At 72.0% G+C, this 21,165-nt stretch carries 19 protein-coding genes; 3 read left to right on the plus strand and 16 right to left on the minus strand.

Annotated elements, in window-relative coordinates; translation table 11 throughout:
- The first annotated feature begins 31 nt into the window (after positions 1–31).
- Positions 32–1,072, plus strand: a complete 1,041-nt coding sequence (locus AB0399_RS20375; protein ID WP_329370231.1) for a LacI family DNA-binding transcriptional regulator — start codon at positions 32–34, stop codon at positions 1,070–1,072.
- A gap of 89 nt (positions 1,073–1,161) precedes the next feature.
- Positions 1,162–2,073 carry a phosphatase PAP2 family protein gene (locus tag AB0399_RS20380; RefSeq protein ID WP_366412280.1) on the plus strand — a complete coding sequence of 304 codons (912 nt, stop codon included), beginning with the start codon at positions 1,162–1,164 and terminating at the stop codon, positions 2,071–2,073.
- Between the two features lie 133 nt (positions 2,074–2,206).
- Here the strand turns inward: AB0399_RS20380 and AB0399_RS20385 are convergent, their stop codons facing one another.
- A complete protein-coding gene (locus tag AB0399_RS20385; protein ID WP_366412281.1) occupies positions 2,207–5,221 on the minus strand; it encodes a bifunctional [glutamine synthetase] adenylyltransferase/[glutamine synthetase]-adenylyl-L-tyrosine phosphorylase in 3,015 nt (1,004 codons plus the stop codon).
- Between the two features lie 82 nt (positions 5,222–5,303).
- The gene (locus tag AB0399_RS20390) at positions 5,304–5,981 is read right to left on the minus strand and encodes a histone deacetylase (protein WP_329370225.1); all 678 of its coding nucleotides are present in this window, start codon (positions 5,979–5,981) and stop codon (positions 5,304–5,306) included.
- Between the two features lie 123 nt (positions 5,982–6,104).
- On the opposite strand from AB0399_RS20390, the gene AB0399_RS20395 reads away from it, so the two are divergent.
- Positions 6,105–6,539, plus strand: coding sequence for an Asp23/Gls24 family envelope stress response protein (locus tag AB0399_RS20395; RefSeq protein WP_366412282.1), 435 nt, complete (start codon positions 6,105–6,107; stop codon positions 6,537–6,539).
- Between the two features lie 87 nt (positions 6,540–6,626).
- Here the strand turns inward: AB0399_RS20395 and glnA are convergent, their stop codons facing one another.
- The 14 genes from glnA to AB0399_RS20465 form a co-directional block, all read right to left on the minus strand.
- The gene (gene glnA / locus AB0399_RS20400; protein ID WP_328463226.1) at positions 6,627–7,988 is read right to left on the minus strand and encodes a type I glutamate--ammonia ligase; all 1,362 of its coding nucleotides are present in this window, start codon (positions 7,986–7,988) and stop codon (positions 6,627–6,629) included.
- A 141-nt stretch (positions 7,989–8,129) separates the two neighbouring features.
- Positions 8,130–8,951 carry a hypothetical protein gene (locus AB0399_RS20405; protein ID WP_366412283.1) on the minus strand — a complete coding sequence of 274 codons (822 nt, stop codon included), beginning with the start codon at positions 8,949–8,951 and terminating at the stop codon, positions 8,130–8,132.
- A gap of 50 nt (positions 8,952–9,001) precedes the next feature.
- Positions 9,002–9,556 carry a hypothetical protein gene (locus AB0399_RS20410; RefSeq protein WP_366412295.1) on the minus strand — a complete coding sequence of 185 codons (555 nt, stop codon included), beginning with the start codon at positions 9,554–9,556 and terminating at the stop codon, positions 9,002–9,004.
- Between the two features lie 173 nt (positions 9,557–9,729).
- Positions 9,730–10,446, minus strand: a complete 717-nt coding sequence (locus AB0399_RS20415; RefSeq protein ID WP_366412284.1) for a hypothetical protein — start codon at positions 10,444–10,446, stop codon at positions 9,730–9,732.
- A 15-nt stretch (positions 10,447–10,461) separates the two neighbouring features.
- Positions 10,462–10,935: a hypothetical protein gene (locus AB0399_RS20420; protein ID WP_329374361.1), complete on the minus strand. Its 474-nt coding sequence runs from the start codon at positions 10,933–10,935 to the stop codon at positions 10,462–10,464.
- A 272-nt stretch (positions 10,936–11,207) separates the two neighbouring features.
- Positions 11,208–12,506, minus strand: coding sequence for an MlaD family protein (locus tag AB0399_RS20425; RefSeq protein ID WP_366412285.1), 1,299 nt, complete (start codon positions 12,504–12,506; stop codon positions 11,208–11,210).
- Positions 12,506–13,681: an MCE family protein gene (locus tag AB0399_RS20430; protein ID WP_329374360.1), complete on the minus strand. Its 1,176-nt coding sequence runs from the start codon at positions 13,679–13,681 to the stop codon at positions 12,506–12,508. Before AB0399_RS20430 ends, AB0399_RS20425 begins: the two co-directional genes overlap by 1 nt.
- Before the next feature lie 26 nt (positions 13,682–13,707).
- The gene (locus AB0399_RS20435; protein WP_329374359.1) at positions 13,708–14,880 is read right to left on the minus strand and encodes an MCE family protein; all 1,173 of its coding nucleotides are present in this window, start codon (positions 14,878–14,880) and stop codon (positions 13,708–13,710) included.
- 110 nt (positions 14,881–14,990) lie between these two features.
- Positions 14,991–16,070 carry an MCE family protein gene (locus AB0399_RS20440; protein ID WP_366412286.1) on the minus strand — a complete coding sequence of 360 codons (1,080 nt, stop codon included), beginning with the start codon at positions 16,068–16,070 and terminating at the stop codon, positions 14,991–14,993.
- The gene (locus tag AB0399_RS20445; RefSeq protein ID WP_366412287.1) at positions 16,067–17,098 is read right to left on the minus strand and encodes an MCE family protein; all 1,032 of its coding nucleotides are present in this window, start codon (positions 17,096–17,098) and stop codon (positions 16,067–16,069) included. The genes AB0399_RS20440 and AB0399_RS20445 overlap by 4 nt, the downstream gene beginning before the upstream one ends.
- Positions 17,095–18,375 (minus strand): MCE family protein, encoded by a 1,281-nt coding sequence (locus AB0399_RS20450; RefSeq protein ID WP_329370180.1) that lies wholly within the window; start codon positions 18,373–18,375, stop codon positions 17,095–17,097. The genes AB0399_RS20445 and AB0399_RS20450 overlap by 4 nt, the downstream gene beginning before the upstream one ends.
- On the minus strand, positions 18,372–19,262 hold the full coding sequence (locus AB0399_RS20455; protein WP_329370178.1) for an ABC transporter permease: 891 nt from the start codon (positions 19,260–19,262) through the stop codon (positions 18,372–18,374). Before AB0399_RS20455 ends, AB0399_RS20450 begins: the two co-directional genes overlap by 4 nt.
- Before the next feature lie 3 nt (positions 19,263–19,265).
- The gene (locus tag AB0399_RS20460; protein ID WP_329370176.1) at positions 19,266–20,111 is read right to left on the minus strand and encodes an ABC transporter permease; all 846 of its coding nucleotides are present in this window, start codon (positions 20,109–20,111) and stop codon (positions 19,266–19,268) included.
- A 25-nt stretch (positions 20,112–20,136) separates the two neighbouring features.
- Entirely contained in the window at positions 20,137–21,126 is a 990-nt protein-coding gene (locus AB0399_RS20465; protein WP_366412288.1) for an ATP-binding cassette domain-containing protein, read from the minus strand.
- Positions 21,127–21,165 lie beyond the last annotated feature (39 nt).

Genomic DNA, 21,165 nt, shown 5'->3' on the forward strand with positions numbered 1-21,165 from the left:
GGCGGTGTTCCGCCCCGTAGCATCCGGTGCTGTGACCGCGCGGCTCGCAGACATCGCAGCCCAGGCGGGGGTCAGTGAGGCGACGGTCAGCCGGGTGCTCAACGGCAAGCCAGGTGTTTCCGCGGCCACCCGTGAATCCGTGCTGGCCGCGCTGGACCTGCTCGGGTACGAACGCCCGGTCCGGTTGCGGCAGCGCAGCGCCGGCCTGGTCGGGCTGATCACGCCCGAGTTGGGGAACCCGATCTTCCCGGCGATGGCGCAGGTCATCGGCCAGGCGCTGACCCGGCAGGGCTACACCCCGGTGCTGGCCACCCAGACCCCGGGCGGCTCCACCGAGGACGAACTCGTGGAGATGCTGGTCGAGCGCGGGGTGGCGGGCATCATCTTCGCCTCCGGCCTGCACGCCGACTCCACCGCCGACACCGAGCGGTACGCCCGGCTCAAGGGCCAGGGCGTGCCGTTCGTACTGATCAGCGGCCACTCCGACAAGATCGACGCGCCGTCGGTGTCGGTGGACGACCGCGCCGCGGTCCGGCTGGCCGTCACGCACCTGGCCGCGCTCGGGCACCGCAGGATCGGCCTGGCCGTCGGGCAGAAACGGTTCGTGCCGGTGCAGCGGAAGATCGAGGGCTTCCTCGCGTCCATGGGCGACGTGCTGGGGCTGTCGGCCGACGACGCCCAGGCGCTGGTGCAGCACTCGCTGTACACGCTGGAGGGCGGGCAGGCCGCGGCCGGCGCGCTGATAGCCGACGGCTGCACCGCGATCGTCTGCGCCTCGGACATGATGGCGCTCGGCGCGATCCGCGCCGCCCGGCAACTGGGCCACACGGTGCCCGGCGACATCTCGGTGGTCGGTTTCGACGACTCCCCGCTGATCGCCTTCACCGATCCGCCGCTGACCACCATCAGGCAGCCGGTTCCCGCCATGTGTCAGGCCGCGGTGAACGCGCTGCTGGAGGAGATCGGCGACAACCCGCCCCCGCACAGCGAGTTCGTCTTCATGCCCGAACTGGTGGTCCGCGGCTCGACGGCCGCCGGACCCGCCGACCGCGGGGCGCCGGCGGGCGGTTGACCGGTGGCGCTCGGGCACGACACGCGGGATGTCCGGTTCAGCGGGCATGGCACCCGTTTGACCGGCCGGGTCTGGCAGACTGGTGTCCCATGGGGGAATCGACCGCCAACACCGCCAAGTCGCTGAAGGACCGTCGTACCGACCCTTCGGACGCCGCCGGAAACGGCGCCGGGCGGGGCGCGGGCGGCGCCTATCGGGCGCCCGGCCCCGGCTGGTCGCCCGGCGCGCTGCTGCACCGGCTGCGCACCCCACGCCGGCCCCGGCTCTGGTTCGAACTGGTGCTGATCGGCGTCAGCTACTGGGTGTACTCCCTGATCCGCAACGCGGTCCCCGCCGAGCGCAGCACCGCGCTGCGGCACGCCGCCGACGTGTGGAGCTTCGAACGCCACCTCGACCTCGGCATCGAGCACAGCGTCAACCATGCGCTGAACTCGGTGACATGGCTGATCGTGGGGATGAACTACTACTACGCCTCACTGCACTTCGTGATCACCATCGGTGTGCTGGTGTGGCTGTACGTCGCCCACCCCGACCGCTACGCGCCGCCCCGGCTGGCGCTGTTCGCGACCACCTGGCTGGCGCTGATCGGCTTCTGGGCCTACCCGTTGGCCCCGCCGCGGCTGCTGGCCGGCGCCGGCTTCATCGACACGGTCGCCGTGCACCACACCTGGGGCTCGCTCTCCCAGGGCAGCCTGGCGCACGTGTCGAACCAGTACGCGGCGATGCCGTCGATGCACATCGGCTGGTCGCTGTGGTGCGGCGTCACCGTCTTCAACCTGGCCAAGCGGAAGTGGGTGCGGGTGGTGGCCCTGCTCTACCCGCTGTTCACCCTCACGGTGATCATCGCCACCGGCAACCACTTCTGGCTGGACGCGATCGGCGGCGTGGTCTGCCTCGGCGCCGGCTACGGCCTGGTGTGCCTGCTGTACGGACGGTGGGTGTACCACCTGCCGCGGTCCTGGGAGCAGCAGTTGGAGGAGCAGCACACCGCGAAGCGCTGACCGCGGCAGGCCCTGAGCGCGGCGGGCCCTGATTGCGGCAGGCCCCGGGCCCGGGGCTTCAACCCGCAGGTCCCGAACCCGAAGGTCCCGAACCCGCAGGTCCCGCACCCCTCCCGCCGGCGCCCGATCGGCGTCACGCCTCGTAGAACAGCCGCTCCACCACCGCGCGGGCGCGGCGGGTACGGCGGCGGTAGTCCTCCAGCATGTCGCCGACGTGGCCGGCCGGGTAGCCGAGGTAGCGGCCCACCGCGGCCAGTTCCCGCCCGTCGCCGGGGAAGGTGTCGCCGGGGCGGCCGCGGACCAGCATCACCGCGTTGCGCACCCGCGTCGCCAGCACCCACGCCTCGTCCAGTATCCGCAGGTCCGGCTCCGCGATCAGACCCTCGGTGTGCGCGGCGGCCAGCGCGTCCCGGGTGCCGGTGGTGCGCAGCGACGGCAGCCGGGCGCCGTGCTGGAGTTGGAGCAGCTGCACCGTCCACTCCACGTCGGACAGCCCACCGCGGCCGAGCTTGGCGTGGGTGGTGCGGTCGGCGCCACGCGGCATCCGCTCGCTCTCCATCCGCGCCTTGAGCCGGCGGATCTCGCGCACCGCCTCCTCTTCGAGACCGTCCTCGGGGTAGCGCAACGGGTCTATCAGCGCGATGAACCGCTCCCCCAGCTCCGGGTCGCCGGCCACCGGGCGGGCCCGCAGCAGCGCCTGGCTCTCCCACCCCAGCGACCAGCGCCGGTAGTACGCCTCGTACGACGCCAGGCTGCGCACCAGCGGGCCGGACTTGCCCTCCGGCCGCAGGTCGGCGTCGATCAGCAGCGGCGGGTCGGCGGTGGGGATCTGCAGCAGCCGGCGCAGCTCGTTGGCGACGGCGATCGCGGCCCGGCCGGCGTCGCCGCTGTCGGCGCCCTCGCGCGGCTCGTGCACGAACATCACGTCGGCGTCGGAGCCGTAGCCGAGTTCGCGACCGCCGAAGCGGCCCATGCCGATCACGGCGAGGCGGGTGGGCAGCGGGTGGGCGTCGCCGCCGGTGACCGCGTTGACCGCGGCCCGCAGCGCGCCGGCCACGGTGGCCGAGGTCAGCCCGTACACGGCGGTGCCGACCCGGTCGACGAGGACGGCCGGGTCGAGCGGGCCGTCGGACTCCTCGTCGTCGCCGTAGGTGTCGATCAGGTCGCCGGCGGCGGTGCGGAACAGCTCGCGGCGGCGGACCCCGCGCACGGCCGCGATGGCCTGCTCGGGGCTGTCCGCGCGGCCGACGGCGGCCAGCACCTCCTGCTCAAGCGCCAGGTGGTCGCGCGGGATCAGGCCGTCCCTGGAGCCGAGCAGGGCGACCGCCTCGGGGGCGCGCATCAGCAGGTCGGGGGCGAGCCGGCCGGAGGAGAGCACCCGGGCCAACCGCTGGGCAGCGGCGCCCTCGTCGCGCAGCAGCCGCAGGTACCACGGGGTCTTGCCCAGCGCGTCGGAGACCTTGCGGAAGCCCAGCAGCCCCGCGTCAGGGTCGGCGGAGTCCGCGAACCAGCCGAGCAGCACCGGCAGCAGGGTGCGCTGGATCGCGGCCTTGCGGCTCACCCCGCTGGCCAGCGCCTCCAGGTGGCGCATCGCCGCGACCGGGTCGGCGTAGCCGAGCGCCTGGAGCCGGGTCCGGGCGGCGTCGGTGCTCAGCCGCGTCTCGTCGCTGTCGAGTTGGGCGACGGCGTCCAGCAGCGGGCGGTAGAACAGCTTCTCGTGCAGCCGCCGCACCTCGCGGGCGTGCCGCTTCCACTCCCGGTTGAGGCTCTGCACCGGCTCCGCGCGAAAGCCCAGGCCCCGGCCGAGCCGGCGCAGTCCCGCCTCGTCGTCGGGCACCAGGTGGGTGCGGCGCATCTTCTGGAGCTGGATGCGGTGTTCCATCAGCCGCAGGAAGCGGTAGGCGGCGTCCAGCGCGGCGGCGTCGGCGCGGCCGACGTAGCCGCCCCGGGCCAGGTCGGCGAGCGCGGTGAGGGTGGTGGCGCTGCGCAGGCTCGTGTCGCTGCGGCCGTGCACGAGTTGGAGGAGCTGCACCGCGAACTCCACGTCGCGCAGCCCGCCAGGGCCGAGCTTCAGCTCCCGCTCGACCTGCGCGGCGGGGATGGTGTCGACGACCCGCCGGCGCATCTCCTGCACGTCGGTGACGAAGTTCTCCCGCTCGGCGGCCTGCCACACCATCGGGCGGATCGCGGCGACGTACTCGGCGCCCAGCGCGGCGTCCCCGGCGACCGGCCGCGCCTTCAACAGCGCCTGGAACTCCCAGGTCTTCGCCCAGCGGTGGTAGTACGCGACATGGCTGCTGAGGGTGCGCACCAGCGGGCCGTTCTTGCCCTCGGGCCGCAGGTTGGGGTCCACCGGCCAGATGGTGCCCTCGGCGGTGGTGTCGGAGCAGATGCCCATCATCCGCACGGCCAGCCGGGTCGCGGACCGCAGCGCCGCGGTGTCGTCGGCGGAGCCGTCGCCCTCGGCGGCGTCCTCGGCCGGTTCCGCGACGAAGATGACGTCCACGTCGGAGACGTAGTTCAGTTCGTGGCCGCCGCACTTGCCCATCCCGATCACCGCGAGCCGGCAGGCCGCCGCGTCCTGCGGCAGCTCCGCGGCGGCGATCGCCAGCGCGGCCCGCAGCGTGGCCGTCGCCAGGTCGGCCAACTCCGCGGCGGTACGCACCAGGTCGTTGGTGCCGCAGACGTCCCTGGCCGCTATGCCGAGCAGGCACCGCCGGTACGCCGCGCGCAGCGCGTCCGGGGTGCGGACGGCGGCCAGCCCCTCCTCGAACTCCTCGACCCCCGGGTGCAGGTCGCGCGCCTCGTACGTCACCAGGGCGTGCCAGTCCTCGGGGTGCCGGGCCAGGTGGTCGCCCAGCGCCTCGGAGGCGCCCATCACGCCCAGCAGCCGGTCCCGCAGCGGTTTGGCGCTGGTCACGGTGTCCAGCAGGGTGCGGCGCTCGCCCGGGTCCAGTGCCTCGGCGAGCCGGACCAGGCCGAGCAGCGCCTGGTCGGGGTCGGCGGTGGCACCGAGCGCTTCGAGCAGCACCGGGTCACCGCGTACGCCCGCCAGCACGTCGTCCTCCAGCAGGCGCTCGGCGGTCGCGGCATCGGTGAAGCCGTGCCGCAGCAACCGGGAGAAGGTACTGCTGCGTCGCCCCTGCATCGGCCCTCCCGGGGGTCACCACACTCAACCCGCACTCACCACACGGCGAACGGCCGCACCCGCTCCAGCCGCCCTTCCGAGCCTAGCCGTCCGGCGGGCCCGGGGCGCCCTGCGGGGCCTGCGGGTTCGCCGGATCGACCTGCCGCGCGGGCACGAGTACCCCGTCGCGCGCGATCCAGTGCCCGGCCGCGCCCGGACGTGCGGCGAGGTAGCGCGCGATGTCCGAGGCACGCCGGCCGCCCGCCTCGCGCAGGCCGGCCGCGAGGTGGTCGAGGTAGGCGGCGGACGGCACCGTCCACGGCACCTCGGCCATCGACCAGGGCGCGGTGAACGTCAGCAGCGGCACGCCGTCCAGCGAGCCGGCCCGCACCAGCGTCTCGTAGCGGCCCGGGCCCAGCCGGTCACGCCCGGTGGCCAGCACCCGCGTGAGGTCGAGGTCGCGGCCGGGCTCGGCGTACATCTCCTGTGCGGCGATGTCGGAGAACTGGCCGACGGTGATCAGGTGCGCGCGGGCCAGGGCGCGGCCGGGCGTGTCCGGGTCGTAGAAGGCGCGGCCGCCGCCCCACACCGGGGAGTGCGTCGCGAAGTACACGGTGCCGGGCAGCTCCCACGGCACGGATCTGGCCGGCGGCGCGGCGTCCCGGCACCCCGGGTAGGCCCGCGCGCCGCCCGCCGGACGGCCCCCGACCAGGTACCGGGTCAGCCGGGCGAGATGCGTGTTCGAGCCGTAGGAGACGTACCAGACCGTGTGCGCGCCCATCCACCCAGTGTGACCCGCGCGGACCCTTACGGCATCAGAGTGGCACGGGTGCCGGTGCGGGTTCACAGTGGTAGGGAGCCCGCATTTCGTCAGCGAGCAGTCGAGAGGGAAGGGGCTTGCCCCATGACAACCGCGGAGAGCACTGCGAAGACAACACCCGGGCGCAAGAAGGACACCGCCGGGAAGACGACGATCGCCAACACGGTGGTGGCCACCATCGCCGGGATCGCCACCCGGGAGGTCGAAGGGGTTTACGCGATGGGCGGCGGCGCCGCTCGTGCCGTGGGGGCGGTCCGCGACCGCGTCTCCCGCTCCGACGACCACACCCGCGGGGTGAAGGTCGAGGTCGGCGAGGAGCAGGCGGCCCTCGACATCGACGTGGTCGTCGACTACGGCACGCACATCGCCGAGACCGCCTCCGACATCCGGGGCAGCGTCACCAGCGCGGTGGAGCTGATGACCGGACTCGAGGTCGTCGAGATCAACATCAACGTCCGCGACGTCCACGTCCCCGGCGAGGACTCCGACACCGACGAGGACGAGGGCCGCGTCCGCTGACCCGTCCCCGGGCACCCCTGTCCTGCCACCCCCGGAGCACCGCCTAAGGCGGGCCCGGGGGCGCCTCGCTCAGTCGCCGACCTGCGGTTACAGGTTCGGCAGGTTCTTCCGCAGCTCGAACGCGGTGACCTCGGAGCGGTACTCCTCCCACTCCTGCTTCTTGTTGCGCAGGAAGAAGTCGAAGACGTGCTCGCCGAGGGTCTCGGCGACGAGTTCGCTGCGCTGCATGAGGTCGATCGCCTCGCCGAGGTTCTGGGGCAGGGGCTCGATGCCGAGGGCGCGGCGCTCGGAGTCGGTGAGGGCCCAGACGTCGTCGTCGGCGCCGGCCGGGAGTTCGTAGCCCTCCTGGATGCCCTTCATGCCGGCGGCGAGGAGGACGGCGTAGGAGAGGTAGGGGTTGGCGCCGGAGTCGAGGGAGCGGACCTCGACCCGGGTGGAGCCGGTCTTCCCGGGCTTGTACATCGGCACGCGGATGAGCGCGGACCGGTTGTTGTGGCCCCAGCAGATGTACGAGGGGGCCTCGCCGCCGGCGCCCGCGGTGCGCTGGGAGCCGCCCCAGATCCGCTTGTAGGAGTTGACCCACTGGTTGGTGACGGCGGCGGTCTCGGCGGCGTGCCGGAGCAGGCCCGCGATGAAGGACCGGCCGACCTTGGAGAGCTGGAACTCCGCACCGGACTCGTAGAACGCGTTGCGGTCGCCCTCGAAGAGCGAGAGGTGGGTGTGCATGCCGGAGCCGGGGTACTCCGAGAACGGCTTGGGCATGAAGGTGGCGTGCACGCCCTGCTCCAGGGCCACCTGCTTCATCACCAGCCGGAACGTCATCACGTTGTCGGCGGTGGACAGCGCGTCGGCGTAGCGCAGGTCGATCTCCTGCTGGCCGGGGGCGCCTTCGTGGTGGGAGAATTCGACCGAGATGCCCATCGACTCCAGCATGGTGATCGCCTGGCGGCGGAAGTCCATGCCGACGTTCTGCGGGGTGTGGTCGAAGTAGCCGGAGTTGTCCGCGGGGGTCGGCCGGCTGCCGTCCAGCGGGCGCTCCTTGAGCAGGAAGAACTCGATCTCGGGGTGCGTGTAGAAGGTGAAGCCGAGGTCGGAGGTCTTGGCCAGGGCGCGCTTGAGGACGTAGCGCGGGTCGGCGTAGGACGGGGAGCCGTCGGGCATCAGGATGTCGCAGAACATCCGGGCGGTGCCGGGTGCCTCCGCGCGCCAGGGCAGGATCTGGAAGGTGCTCGGGTCCGGCTTGGCGATCATGTCGGACTCGTACACCCGGGCGAAGCCCTCGATCGCGGAGCCGTCGAAGCCCATGCCCTCGTCGAACGCCTGCTCCAGCTCGGCGGGGGCGACGGCGACCGACTTCAGGTAGCCGAGCACGTCGGTGAACCACAGCCGTACGAAGCGGATGTCCCGCTCCTCCAGGGTGCGGAGAACGAACTCCTGCTGCTTGTCCATATCCATCCATCCTCGCCGGTCAGGCACCGCTCCCCCGCCGTCGGCAACCCGGGGGATCAGGAGCATTGCACCACACCGTTTCGCACGGGTTGCGGGCGCCGCTCCTCCATAGTGCACGCCGGACGGGATCGGGCGGAGACGTCAGCTGAAGGTGTCGATCGAGGCGATCTTCCAGCTGCCCGCCTGGCGGACCGCGTCGACCGCGAACATGGCCGCCGAGTAGGCGCTGCCGGCGTTCGCGCCCTTGGCTGTGGAGGTGTTCGCCTGGTCGGCGTAGACCAGCACCCGGGCCCGGTCGCCGCTGATCATCTCCACGCCGGTGTCGGTGACGGTGGTGGTCAGCACGAGCTTCTGCTTCGGGGCTGCGGCCTTCACCTGGGCGATCATCGTGGCGTACTGCTGGACCGCCTTGCCGGTGAGCACCTTCTTCGCGGCGGTGTCGGTCCGGGCGGTGTCGGTGTAGTCGTAGGAGAAGACGGAGTTCACGTCCTGCGCGATCTGGCCCTTGACCTCGGCGGTGCGGGCGTTGTCGGTGAGCGCGGTGTTGGAGGTGGCCGAGCCGTCGTGCAGGGCGGACGCCTTCCCGGCCGCCCAGGCCGCGAAGCCGCCGAGCAGCACGGTGAGCAGGGCGAGCACGGCGATGGTGAGGGGGAAGCGGGCGGGCAGCCGCAGGGACGCGGTACGGCGCGGGGCCGCCTCGTCCTTCCCGGCGGTCTCGGTCCGGGCGGCGGGGCGGCGCGGGCGGACCGCGGTCGCGGTCGCGGTCACGGTCCGGCCGGACCTGCCGGGTGCGCGCTCGGCCGCGCCGCTGCCCGTGCCGGAGCCGGCGCCCGCGGCCGTACGGTCGGGCCGGTCGGTACCGTCGGTACGGTCGCGGGCCGGTCGTACGGTGCGCTCGGTCGCCGCCGCGGACGCCGCGGCGAGCCTGCGCTGCCGGTTGATGAGGTGGCGGGTGGTCGACATGGGCTGCGGTCCTCTCGCGGACGACGTGCGGCGGTACGGCGGTACGGGCGTCAGTGGCCGGCGGTGGCGGTGGGATCGGCGGTCGGGGCCGCCGTGGGGTCGGCCGCGGTGGAGGCGCTGTCGCCCATCGGCGCGTCACCGAGCGCGCTGAGCTTCCACCCGGCCGAGGTGCGGGTCATCTCGCCGAGCAGCCGGCTCTCCTTCACCGCGGGCTTCGACTTGGGCGCCTGCACGGTGATCTGGAGCGCGACCATCACATCGGCCTTGCCGGTGCGGTCGTCGAGGTCGGTCACCGCGCCGCTCAGCACCTTCGCGGTGCTGACCGTCTGCGCCTGCTGCACCTGCTTCTCGAAGTCGGCCCGGCCCTGCACGAGTTGGCTGTGCAGGTCGCCCGTGGTGCTCTGCTCCCACACGGCGAGGCCCGCCGCGAGGTGGGCGTGGTCGAGCGTGTTCATGTTCTGCACGGCCTGCTCGCCCGCGGCCAGCACGGTGTCCCGGGTACGGGCGAACGCCGCGTTGTCGTCGTGCGCGGCGGAGTACCACGACCAGCCGGTCCACGCGGCGGCGACGGCCGCGGCCACCACCAGGGCGACCGCCGCGCCCAGCAGCGGCCGCCGTCCGGCGGGCGCGGGGCGCCGTACCCGCGCGGGCTCGGCCGCCTTCGCGACGTCCTCGACATCCGCGATGTCCGCGACGTGCTCGACGTGCTCGACGCCCTCGGGGTCGTCCTTGCGCGGTGGGCGCGAGCCGAAACGCATACGTGGCATCTGCCTCTCCCCTAGCGGGCCTTGAGAGCGGTGATCCGCCAGTGGCCGTTCTTCTGCTCGGCGGTGACCGAGAGTTGGGCGGCGGCACTGGTGGCGGTGGAACCCGCGCGCTGCGCGGTCTGGTCGAGGAAGACCAGCAGGCGGGCGTGGTCGGCGGTGAGGCTGACCACGCCGGCCCGTACGACCCTTGTGGTGAGGGTGAGTTGCTGGGTGGCGACGTTCTGCTTGATCTGCGCGAACAGCGCCTGGTACTGGGTGGCCGCGCTGCCCGCGAGGACGTTGCGGGCGGCCTGCTCGGTGGCGTCGGTGCCGTCGGGCGTGTACGCGAAGATCTGGCTCAGCGCGCTGCTGACGTCGCCGATCACCTGGTCGGTGGCGGCGCTGTCGGTGAGCGCGTGGTTGCGGGTGGCCGCCGGGTCCTTGAGGTCCTGCGCGGCGTAGAGCAGGCCGCCGGAGCCCAGCAGCAGGACGGCGATCGCGGCGGCCCCGGCGATCCGCCGCCATCCGTACGACCGTGCGCGCCGCAGCACCCGCCCGGCCCACGCGCCCCGCCCGCCCGCGCCCGGCTCCGCCGAACGGTCGGCGTCGGTGTCGGTACCGCTGTCGGCGGTGCTGTCGGCGTCGGTGTCGGTGTCGGTGTCGACGGGATCGGCCGGGTCGGCGCGCTCGATTCGCTCGGCGCGCTCGGCTTCCTCGGGCGCGGCCGCGGTCTTGTCCGTTGTCGTCATGTCGGTGGTCATCCCTTAGCTCGCGCCGATCGGGACCGCGGTGAGGGCGGCGAGTTTCCAGGTGCCGGCGGTACGGGACAGGTTGGCTTCGAAGCGTTTGCGATCGGTGCTGGCCGTACCGGACTTGGGGGTGAGGCGGACCTGGACGGTGACGATGATCTTCGCGGTGCCGGCCCGGGTGTCGAGCTCGGTGACGGCCGCGTCCGTGACGGTGCCGTTCGTGGAGGTGCCGGCCGCCTTCATCGTCGCGGTGTCGGAGCCGTGCGTACGGGTCAGCTGGTCGTGCAGCGGGCCGGTGGTGACGCCGAGCCAGCTGTCGAGGTCGCGGTCGACGTGCGCGGAGTCCACGGTGTTGAGCCGGGCCACCCCGCGCTCCCCCGCGCCCAGAGCGGCGTCGCGGGACTTGCCGTAGGACAGCGCGCCGTCGCCACGGGTGTCGGCGTAGGACCAGGCGGAGAGCCCGCACAGCAGCAGCGCGGCGGTCAGCATCGTGGCCCAGGCGACCGCGGTGCGCCGGGCCCGCAGCGCGCGCAGGACGCCGGCGGCCCGGCGGCGCGGAGTGGACCTCCCCTCGGCGGCCGCCGCGGCCCCCTCGTCCGCATCCGGCCCCGACTCCGGCGCCGGGTCCGGCTCGACCTCCGGGTCCGGCTCGACCTCCGTTTCCGGCTCCCCCTTCGCATCCGGCCCCGACCCCTGGTCCGGCTCCGGCTCCGGCTCCGCCTCCGTACTCACGTCCGGCTCCGCCTCATCCGTCGTACCGCTCATCGTTGGTCCTCCAGGCCGAGCAGGCCCGCCATGGTGGTGGGCCCGGCGGCGGGCAGCGCGGGCAGGGCGAGGGCGCCGGGCAGCGCCGGCCCCACGGCGGGCGTGGCAGCGGGAGCCGCGCCCGTCGACGACTGCGTGGACGTCGGCAGGACCGACCCCGGCTGCGCGGGGGTCGGCACTCCCCCGCCACCGGGCGCGTGCGCGGAGCCGCGGACGTCGGTGCCGGAGGAGGCGGGCGCGGTGCAGCGGGCCGCGGTGTTGAACGCGGTGGCCGGCGGGCTGGTGTCGAGGCCGTTGCGGTAGGTGGTGCCGCCGTATCCCGACGTGCACGGCAGCGGTGAGAAGAAGGTGACGGCCATGCCGAAGTCCAGCTTGCCGTTCTTGACCGCCGAGGAGCCCGCGGCGGCCACGGCGGGCATCTTCACCAGGAACTCCTGGATGCCGTTCTGGCGGGTGACCGCGATGTCGGAGGTGGTCAGCAGGTTGGCCAGCACCACGCTGAGGTTGGGGCCGACGTCCCGCAGCAGCGCGCTGACCTGGGTCGCGGCGCCGGGCGCGGCGGCGATGAGGCGGCGCAGGTCGGTGTCGGAGTCGTCGAGCTGCGCGGCGAGCTGGTTGGCGCTGGTGGCGAAGTTCTTGATCGCGTCGGACTCGTCGACCTGGGTGCGCAGCACCGTCCGCCCGTCGTTGATGAGCGTGGTGTCGGCGGGGAGGTTGGCGTCGGCGGCGGTCAGGAACTCGCTGCTGGTGTCGAGCAGGGACTGGAGGTTGTCGCCCTGGCCGCTGAACGCCAGGCCGAGTTCGTCGACGTCGGTGCGCAGGGCGTCCAACGGCACGGACTGGGCGAGGTCGTTGACGCTGGTGAGCAGGTTGGTGACGGGCGCGGGCACCTTGGTGCTGGCCTGCGCGATGGTCGAACCGCCGTGCAGGTAGGGCCCGTCGCTGGTGCGGGGTTGCAGGTCGATGTACTGCTCGCCGACCGCGGACAGGCTCGCGACGACCGCGGAGAGCCGGCTGGGGATGTGCGGGGCGGAGCTGTTGATCCGCAGTTCCGCCTCGACGCCGTCGGGGGTGAGCCGGATCGGGCCGACCCGGCCGACCGAGACACCCCGGTAGGTGACGTCGGCGTGCTCGAACAGGCCGCCTGCCTCGGGGAGTTGCACGTCCACGGTGTAGTAGCCGCGCAAGCCCACGTAGCGGCCGAGGTCGGCGTAGCGGACACCGACGAAGCCGATCACGAGGACCGCGACGATCAGGAAGGCGATGTTCTTGGCGACGGTGGCGCGGGTCAGCATCAGTGGCCCCCTGAAGTGGTGGCCGACGGGGAGGTGCCCGAGGCGGTGGTGCCCGAAGGCGTGGCGCCCGAAGGGGTGCTGCCCGACGGCGTCGTGACCGAGGGCAGCGGCAACGGCGGACCGGTCGGGGGCTTCGCGGACTTCTTCCGCACCGAGGGGTCCACGGACTGCAGGCCCGGGTAGTCGCTGTCGCCGGCCTGGAGTTCGGGGATGAGCTGGGTGCCGGAGGCTGCGGTGAGGTCGAGGTAGACGTTGAGGTAGTCGCCCTTGACGCCGTTGAGCACCTCGTCGGTGAACGGGTAGGTGAGCAGCACCTGGAGGGAGTCGGGCAGGTCGTCGCCGGCGTCGGCGAGCCGCTGGAGAGTGGGGCCGAGGGACTTCAGGTCGGCGACGATGTCGTCCTTGCTCCGGTTGACCGTGTCGGTCGCGACGCCCGAGAGGGTGTCGAGCGAGCGGAGCATGGTGACCAGCGAGCCGCGCTGCTGCTCCAGCACCTTCAGGCCCGGGCTGAGGCTGGTGAGCACGGTGCCGATCTTCTGGTCGCGGGTGGCGAGGGTCGCGGAGAGCTTGTTGACGCCGTCGAGCGCGTCGGTGATGTCCTTCTTGTGGGCGTCCAGGTCGGAGACGAGCGTGTTGACCTGGGTGAGCATGTCGCGGACCGCGGGTTCGTTGCCGCTGAGCGCCTTGTTGAGCTGGGTGCTGATGGTGTGGATCTGCTGGATGCCGCCGCCGTTGAGCACCAGGGACAGCGCGCCGAAGACCTCTTCCACCTCGGGGTTGCGGTTGGTGTGCGAGGTGGGGATGGTGTCGCCGGCTTGGAGCTTGCCGGTGGCGGGTTCGGTGCTGGGCGGGTCGGCGAGCTGGATGTACTTCTCGCCGAGCAGGCTGGACTGCTCCAGGTGCGCGTAGGCGTTCGACGGGAGTTTCACGTTGCCGTTGAGCTTCATGGTGACGATGGCCGACCAACCGCTGTGCGCCAGCGCGATCTTGGTGACCCGGCCGACGGCGACGTCGTTGACCCGTACCGACGCCTGCGGCACCAGGTCGAGGACGTCGGCGAACTGGGCCCTGACGGTGTAGGGGTGGCTGCCGAGGTTGGCGCCGCCGGGCAGCGGCATGCTCTGCACGTTGGTGAAGGAGCAGCCGGTGAGGGTGAGGGCGGTCGCGGTGAGCAGGGCCGCGGCGGCCGCGTGGCGGGCGTTCACTTGGCCGCCCCCTTGCTGCCGCTGCCGGTGCTGCCGGTACTGCCGCCGCTGCCGCCGCTGCCGTAGACCGTGCCGACCGGTGGCAGCGGCAGCGGTGGGGTCGAGGCGTTCGGGCCCGAAGTGGCCTTCTTGGCGGCGGTGTTGGAGGTCGTGCCGGTGGTGCCCGTGTCGGTCGGGTCGACGCTGCCGCCCATGCTCAGCTCGTTGATGTCGGTGCGGCCGTCGAGCGTGCCGGTCTTCGGGTTGTACGTGTTGAGGAGGTTGTCGGCGGCGAGCGGGGCGTCGTCGAGGAGTTCGGCGAGCGAGGCGCGCTGGTCGACGAGCGTCTGCGTGATCGGGGTGAGCTTGGTGATGCTGGTCTTCAGCCGGCTGCGGTTGTCCTGGATGAAGGTCTTCACCGAGCCGAGCGCGGTGGACAGTTGCTGGAGCGCGCCGCCGAGGTCCTCCTTGTCGTCGGCGAGGAAGCCGCTGACGGTGGAGAGCTGGTCGGTGGCGGTCTTCACCTTGCCGTCGTTGTTCTTGAGCATGGTGGTGAAGGACTGGAGGTAGGCGAGGGTGGAGAACAGGTCGTCGCTGTGGCCGTTGAGGGTCTTGGTGGCCTGGCCGAGCTGGTCGATGCTGTCGCCGATGTCCTTGCCGTTGCCCTTGAGGTTCTGCGACCCGACGTCGAGCAGGTTCGACAGGGCGCCGGTGGTGTTCGCGCCGTTGGGGCCGAGCGCCTTGCTGAGCTGGGTGACGGAGGCGTAGAGCTGGTCGATCTCGACCGGTGTCGCGGTGCGGCTGGCCGGGATGACGCCGTGGTCGGCCAGTTGGGCGCCGCCGGTGTACGCGGGGGTGAGCTGGATGTAGCGGTCGGCGACCACGCTGGGCGCGACCACCACGGCGCCGGCCTTCGCCGGCACCTTGATGCCGTGGTCCAGCCGCAGCGCCACCTTGACCTGCTTGCCCTGCGGCTTGACGGACTCCACCGTGCCGACCTTCACGCCGAGGATGCGCAGGTCGGACCCCGCGTACACGCCGACCGTACGGTCGAAGTACGCGGTGACGTGCTTGCCGGACGGCCCGCCGAAGGCGACGAACCCGGCGGTGACGGCCGCGGCCGCGACGATCACCAGCACCACCGCCACGGACAGCGCGCGGCGCGGTAGCCGGGCCGCGCGGCCCGGCAGGCCCCGGCGGCCCGCGCTGCCTCCGCCGCCTCCGCCGATCTCGTCGTTCTCCCTCGGGAGGTCCGGCAGCGTCAGTCTGCTGGTACGGCGCAGCCGCCGCGGGAAGGCGCTCACGACGCTCCTCCGGTCGCCTTGGGCGGCATGCAGCCGGTGGTCGGCGGGGTGCCGCTGGGCAGGTAGTTCTTCGGCACCAGCCCGCACAGGTAGCTGTCGAACCAGCGGCCGTTGCCGAGGGTGTTGCCGACCACCTGGTAGTAGGGGCCGGCCAGCGCCAGCACCTTGTCGAGGCTGCTCTGGTTGGCGAGCAGCACGTTGGTGACGCGGTCGAGGGCGGCCAGGGTGGGCGCGAGCTGCTTGTCGTTGTCGGCGACCAGGCCGTTGAGCTGGGTGCCCAGGTTCTGGGTGCCGGTGAGCAGGGAGTGGATGGCGGTCCGCCGTTTCTCGACCTCCCCGAGCAGCAGGTTGCCGTCGGAGATCAGCTCCTGGAAGCGGCTGTTCTGGTCGGAGAGGGTCTTGGTGAGCTTCTTGCTGCCGCTGAGCAGCGAGGCGAGCTGCGCGTCGCGGCTGGAGATGGTCTTGGACAGCGACGACAGCCCGGTGGCGGCGGTGCGCACCGAGGCCGGGGTGTCCTTGAACGTGTCGGAGATCGCCTGGAAGCTCGCCGCGAGCTGGTCGGTGTCGATCGCGCCGAAGGTCTGGCCGAGCCCGTTGAACGCCTGCGTCACGTCGTACGGCGAGGTGGTGCGGGACTTGGGGATGGTGTCACCGGGGTCCTGCTCGCGGTCGCCGAGCGGGTCCAGCGCGAGGTACTTCTCGCCGAGCAGCGTCTTGATGCCGATGGCGGCGGTGCTGGCGTCGCCGATCCAGGTGTGCCGGACCCGGAAGGTGACCTTGACCTGGGCGCCGTCCAGCCCCACATGGGTGACCTTGCCGACCTTGACGCCCGCCACCCGCACCTCGTTGCCGCTCTTCAGGCCGGCCGCCTCGGTGAAGTGGGCGGAGTACGTGGTGCCGCCGCCGATCAGCGGCAGCGCGTCGGCGTTGTACGCGACGAGGCTGAGCAGGGCGAGCACCAGCAGGCCGACGACGCCGACCGCGATCTGGTTGCGCTCGCGCAGCGGCCGGAAGAGCGGGTGGCCGCGCCGGGCGGGGTGGAGGCGCAGGCGGAGCGTGGGCGGTCTCAGCCTCATGACCGGCACCTCGATTCGGTGATCGCTATACCGGTGGGCGGCGCGCTGCCGTCGGAGGTGGTGACGCCGTGCACGGTGGCCTGGCACAGGTAGAGGTTGAGCCACGAGCCGTAGGAGGCCAGCCGGCCGATGGTCTGGAACTTGCCCGGGGTGGTGGTGAGGAACTTCTGCAACTGCGGTGTGTTGTCGCCGAGGTTGGTGGAGACCCGGTTGAGCTGGGCGATGGAGTTCTTCAGCGGCTGCCGGCCGTCCTGGAGCAACCCGGCGGTGCTGGTGGTGAGTTGGGAGATGGCGGTGATGGACTGGCCGATCGGCTCGCGGTCGGCGGAGAAGCCGGTGACGAGTTGCTGGAGCGAGGTGATCAGGTCGTTGAAGCCGGCCTCGCGGGTGTTGACGGTGGTCAGCACCGAGTTGAGGTTGTCGATCACCTGGCCGATCACCTGGTCCTTCGCGGCGAGCGTGGTGGTGAGCGAGCCGATGTTGCTGAGCAGGCTGTCCACGGTGCCGCCCTCGCCCTGGAGGACCTGCACGATCTCCCCAGAGAGCTGGTTGACGTCCTTCGGGGAGAGCCCCTCGAAGAGCGGCTGGAAGCCGTTGAAGAGTTCGGTGAGGTCCAGCGCGGGCGTGGTGTGGCCGAGCGGGATGGTGGCGCCCGGGTGCAGGGTGCTGCCGACCGGGCCGCTGCCCTGCTGGAGGTCGATGTAGCGCTGGCCGACCAGGTTGAGGTACTTGATGGTCGCGGTGGCCGAGGCGGGCAGGGTGCGGCCCTTCTGCACGGAGAAGTGCACCTTCGCGACCCGGTGCCTGACCACCTTGATCGACTCGACCTGCCCGACCTTGACGCCGGCGATCCGGATGCTGTCGCCCTTGTTGAGCCCGGTGGTGTCGGTGAACTCGGCGTTGTAGCCGGAGGTGTTGCCGACCCCGGCGCCCGCGATGCTCACCGCGAGCACGGTGGTGGCGAAGGCGGTGACCAGGATGAAGATCAGCGACTTGACGATCGGCCCGGTCAGGCTGCGGCGGTTCACTTCACCGTCACCTCCGCCCCGCGGTAGACCGGCCCGGTCAGCACGCTGCTCCAGTCCGGCAGCTTCCCGGGCGAGGTGTTCATGCCGGGCGCGAGCAACTCGTCGACCAGCTCGTTCTCCTGCGGGGAGTTGGCGATCGGGGTGGTGCCGCGGCCGGTGTACGGCACCGGGTAGCACTGCGGGCCGCCGCTCGCGTCGTACACCGGGGTGTCCTTGCCGGCCACGTACTTGCCGCGGGAGGCGACGGCGGTGACGTTGACGTGCAGGCCGGGTTCGTCGGTGCCCTTGCCGAGCGCCTTGTCCATCGCCGGCACGAAGTCGGCGAGGGTGCGCAGCGTGCAGGGGAAGGACGGGGCGTACTGGGCGAGCAGTTGCAGGGTGCCGCGGCTGTCGGCGGCGAGGTGGATCAGGTTCTCCTTGTTCTGCCGCAGGTAGGTGGTGAGGTCCTGCGCGGTGGCGGTCGTCGAGCCGTACAGCGTGCTGAGGTTGGCCTGCTGCTGGGCGATGGTGCCGCTGGTCTTGGTGAAGTCGGTGAGCGCCTGGACGATGTCGGGCGCGGCCGCGTTGTAGGTGTTGCTGACCGTCACCAGTTGCTTGATGTCGTCGGTGAGCGCGGGCAGTTGGGGGTTGAGCTTGGTGAGGTAGCGGTCGAGCTGGACCAGGGTGGTGCCGAGTTCCTGGCCGCGGCCGTCGAGCGCGGTGGCGACCGCGTTGAGGGTGGCGGCGAGTTTCTGCGGCTGGACGGCCGTCAGCAGCGGCATCACGTTGTCCAGCACCTGTTCGAGTTCGACGGCGTCGGCGGAGCGGTCCTGCGGGATGGTGCTGTGCGCGGCCAGCGCGGGGCCGCCCGAGGGGCTGCCGGCCGGCGGTACGAGCGCGACGAACCGCTCGCCGAACAGCGTGGTCGGCAGCATCTGCGCGGTGACGCCGGCCGGGATCTGGTGCAGCTTGCCGGGGTCGATGGCCAGCGTCAGCCGGGCGCCGGTGCCGTTGGCGTGGATGGCGGTGACCCGGCCGACCACGACGCCGCGCATCTTCACGTCGGCGCCGAGGTTCATCTCGTTGCCGGCGCTTCCGGTGTCCACGGTGACCTTGGCGGCGTTGCTGAACGACTTGTCGTAGACGGCGACCGCGAGCCAGGCCAGCAGCGCGGGCACCAGCAGGAAGATGATGCCGGCGGTGCGGCGGCGGGCGGCGCCGCTGCCGCGGACCGGGCGGGCCGGCGGGGCGGGCGGGGCCGGCGGTGGCCCCGGGGTACGGGTGTCGGTGGTGGTCATCCCGCCACCCGCACGGTGGTGGTGGCGCCCCACAGCGCCAGCGACAGGAAGAAGTCGGTGAGCGAGATGATCACGATCGCGTTGCGCACCGACCGTCCGACGGCGATCCCGACCCCGGCCGGGCCGCCCTTGGCGGTGAAGCCGTAGTAGCAGTGCGCGAGGATCACCACGACGCTGAAGATCAGCACCTTCAGTATGGACAGCAGTACGTCCTCCGGTGCGAGGAAGAGGTTGAAGTAGTGGTCGTAGGTGCCGGGCGACTGGCCGTTGAACCACACGGTCACCAGCCGGGAGGCCGCGTAGCTGCTGAGCAGGCCGATGCCGTAGAGCGGGATGATCGCGACCACGCCGGCGATGATCCGGGTCGTGACGAGGTAGGGCATCGAGCGCACGCCCATGCTCTCCAGCGCGTCGACCTCCTCGTTGATCCGCATCGCGCCGAGCTGCGCGGTGAACCCGGCGCCGACGGTCGCGGACAGCGCGAGGCCGGCGATCAGCGGGGCGATCTCGCGGGTGTTGAAGTAGGCGGAGATGAAGCCGGTGAACGCGGCGGTGCCCAGCTCGTTCATCGCCGCGTAGCCCTGGAGGCCGACGACGGTGCCGGTGGCCAGCGTCATGCCGATCATCACGCCGACGGTGCCGCCGATGACGCTCAGGCCGCCGCTGCCGAAGGCGACCTCCGACAGCAGCCGCAGCACCTCTTTGAGGTAGCGGCGCAGGGTGCGCGGGACCCACAGCACGGCCTTGACGTGGAAGAGCAGGTGGTCGCCGGTGTCGTCGAGCCAGCGCAGCCAGCGTCCCGGGCGCGCCCGGCGGGCGCGGGGCGGCGGCGGGGCGGCGGGCTCGGGCGGCTCGGGCCGCGGGGCGTCCTTGTCGAGCAGGGCCATCGCTCAGGCTCCCTTCTGCGGCACGAGCTGGAGGTAGATCGCGGTCAGCACCACGTTGACCACGAACAGCAGCAGGAAGGTGATGACCACGGACTGGTTGACCGCGTCGCCGACGCCCTTCGGGCCGCCCTTGGGGTGCAGCCCGCGGTAGGCGGCGACGATCCCGGCGATGAAGCCGAAGATCACCGCCTTGATCTCGGAGATGTACAGGTCGGGCAGTTGGGCGAGCGCCGAGAAGCTGGACAGGTACGCGCCCGGGGTGCCGTGCTGCACGATCACGTTGAAGAAGTAGCCGCCGGCGGTGCCGACCACCGACACCAGGCCGTTGAGCATCAGGGCGACGAGCATCGTGGCCAGCACCCGCGGCACGATCAGCCGCTGCACCGGGGAGACGCCCATCACCTCCATCGCGTCCAGCTCCTCGCGGATCTTCCGCGAGCCGAGGTCCGCGCAGATCGCGCTGCCGCCGGCGCCCGCGATCAGCAGCGCCACGATCAGCGGGCTGGCCTGCTGGATCACCGCCAGCACGCTCGCCCCGCCGGTGAACGACTGGGCCCCCAACTGCTGGGCCAGCGAACCGACCTGGAGCGCGATCACGGCGCCGAACGGGATCGACACCAGCGCCGCGGGCAGGATCGTCACGCTCGCCACGAACCAGAACTGCTCGATCAGTTCGCGGATCTGGAACGGCCGCCGGAAGGTGTCCCGGACGGTGGTCGCCGCAAGCGTCAGGAGCTGGCCGGTCTCGCGCAGCGCACCGGCGCCGGGGATGGAGCGGCGCGGGACGGCCGCGGCGCGCGCGGGCGGGGCTGCCTCCGGCGCGGACTCCGGTACGGGCGGCGCGGTCATCCGGCCACCTCCGCGGCGGGCCCGGTCATGCGTGCTCCTCCTGTACGGGGGCCTGCGCGGGGGCGAGTCCGGCCTTCATGGCCGTCCGCGCGGCGACCGGCAGGTCGTCCCACATCGCCAGCACCCGGGCCCGGCGGCGCTGCACGGCCAGGCGCGGCGGCAGTCCGGGGCTCGGTTCGAGCTGGGGGGCGATCCGGCGCGGCAGTTCGGCGGGCAGGTCGGTCGACTGCTCGCGGGCCAGGGTCGCTTCGTCCTTCTCCTCGGCCATCCCGATCGGCCCCTCCTTGCGGCCGCCCAGGAACTGCCGCACCACCGGCTCGTCGCTGGTCAGCAGCAACTCGCGCGGCCCGAAGGCGACCAGCCGGCGCCGGAAGAGCATGCCCATGTTGTCCGGCACGGTCGAGGCGATGTCGAGGTTGTGCGTGACGATCAGCATCGTGGCGTCGATCTGCGCGTTGAGGTCGATCAACTGCTGCGAGATGTACGAGGTGCGCACCGGGTCGAGCCCGGAGTCCGGTTCGTCGCACAGGATGATCTGCGGGTCCAGCACCAACGCCCGTGCCAGCCCGGCGCGTTTGCGCATCCCGCCGGATATCTCGCCGGGCAGCTTCCCCTCCGACCCGATCAGGCCGACCATGTCCATCCGCTCCATGACGATGCGGCGGATCTCCGACTCCTTCTTGCGGGTGTGCTCCCGCAGCGGGAAGGCGATGTTGTCGAAGAGGTTCATCGAGCCGAACAGCGCGCCGTCCTGGAACATCAGGCCGAACAGCTTGCGGGTCTCGTAGATGTCCCGTTCCTTGCCGCCGACCATGTCGACGCCGTTCACCATCACCCGTCCCCGCTCCGGTTTGAGCAGGCCGATCACGGACTTCAGGAACACGGTCTTGCCGGTACCGGAGGGACCGAGCATCACGCTGACCTCGCCGGGCGGCAGAGTGAGCGTCACGTCTTCCCAGACGGTCTGTTTGCCAAAGGACTTCGTCAGACCCTCGACGATCACTTCGATTCCCATTGCACCTCCCGGGGGCGGTTGTGGTGGACGGACGGGTGG

Source organism: Streptomyces sp. NPDC088194, assembly GCF_040702025.1.
Taxonomy (GTDB): Bacteria; Actinomycetota; Actinomycetes; order Streptomycetales; family Streptomycetaceae; genus Actinacidiphila.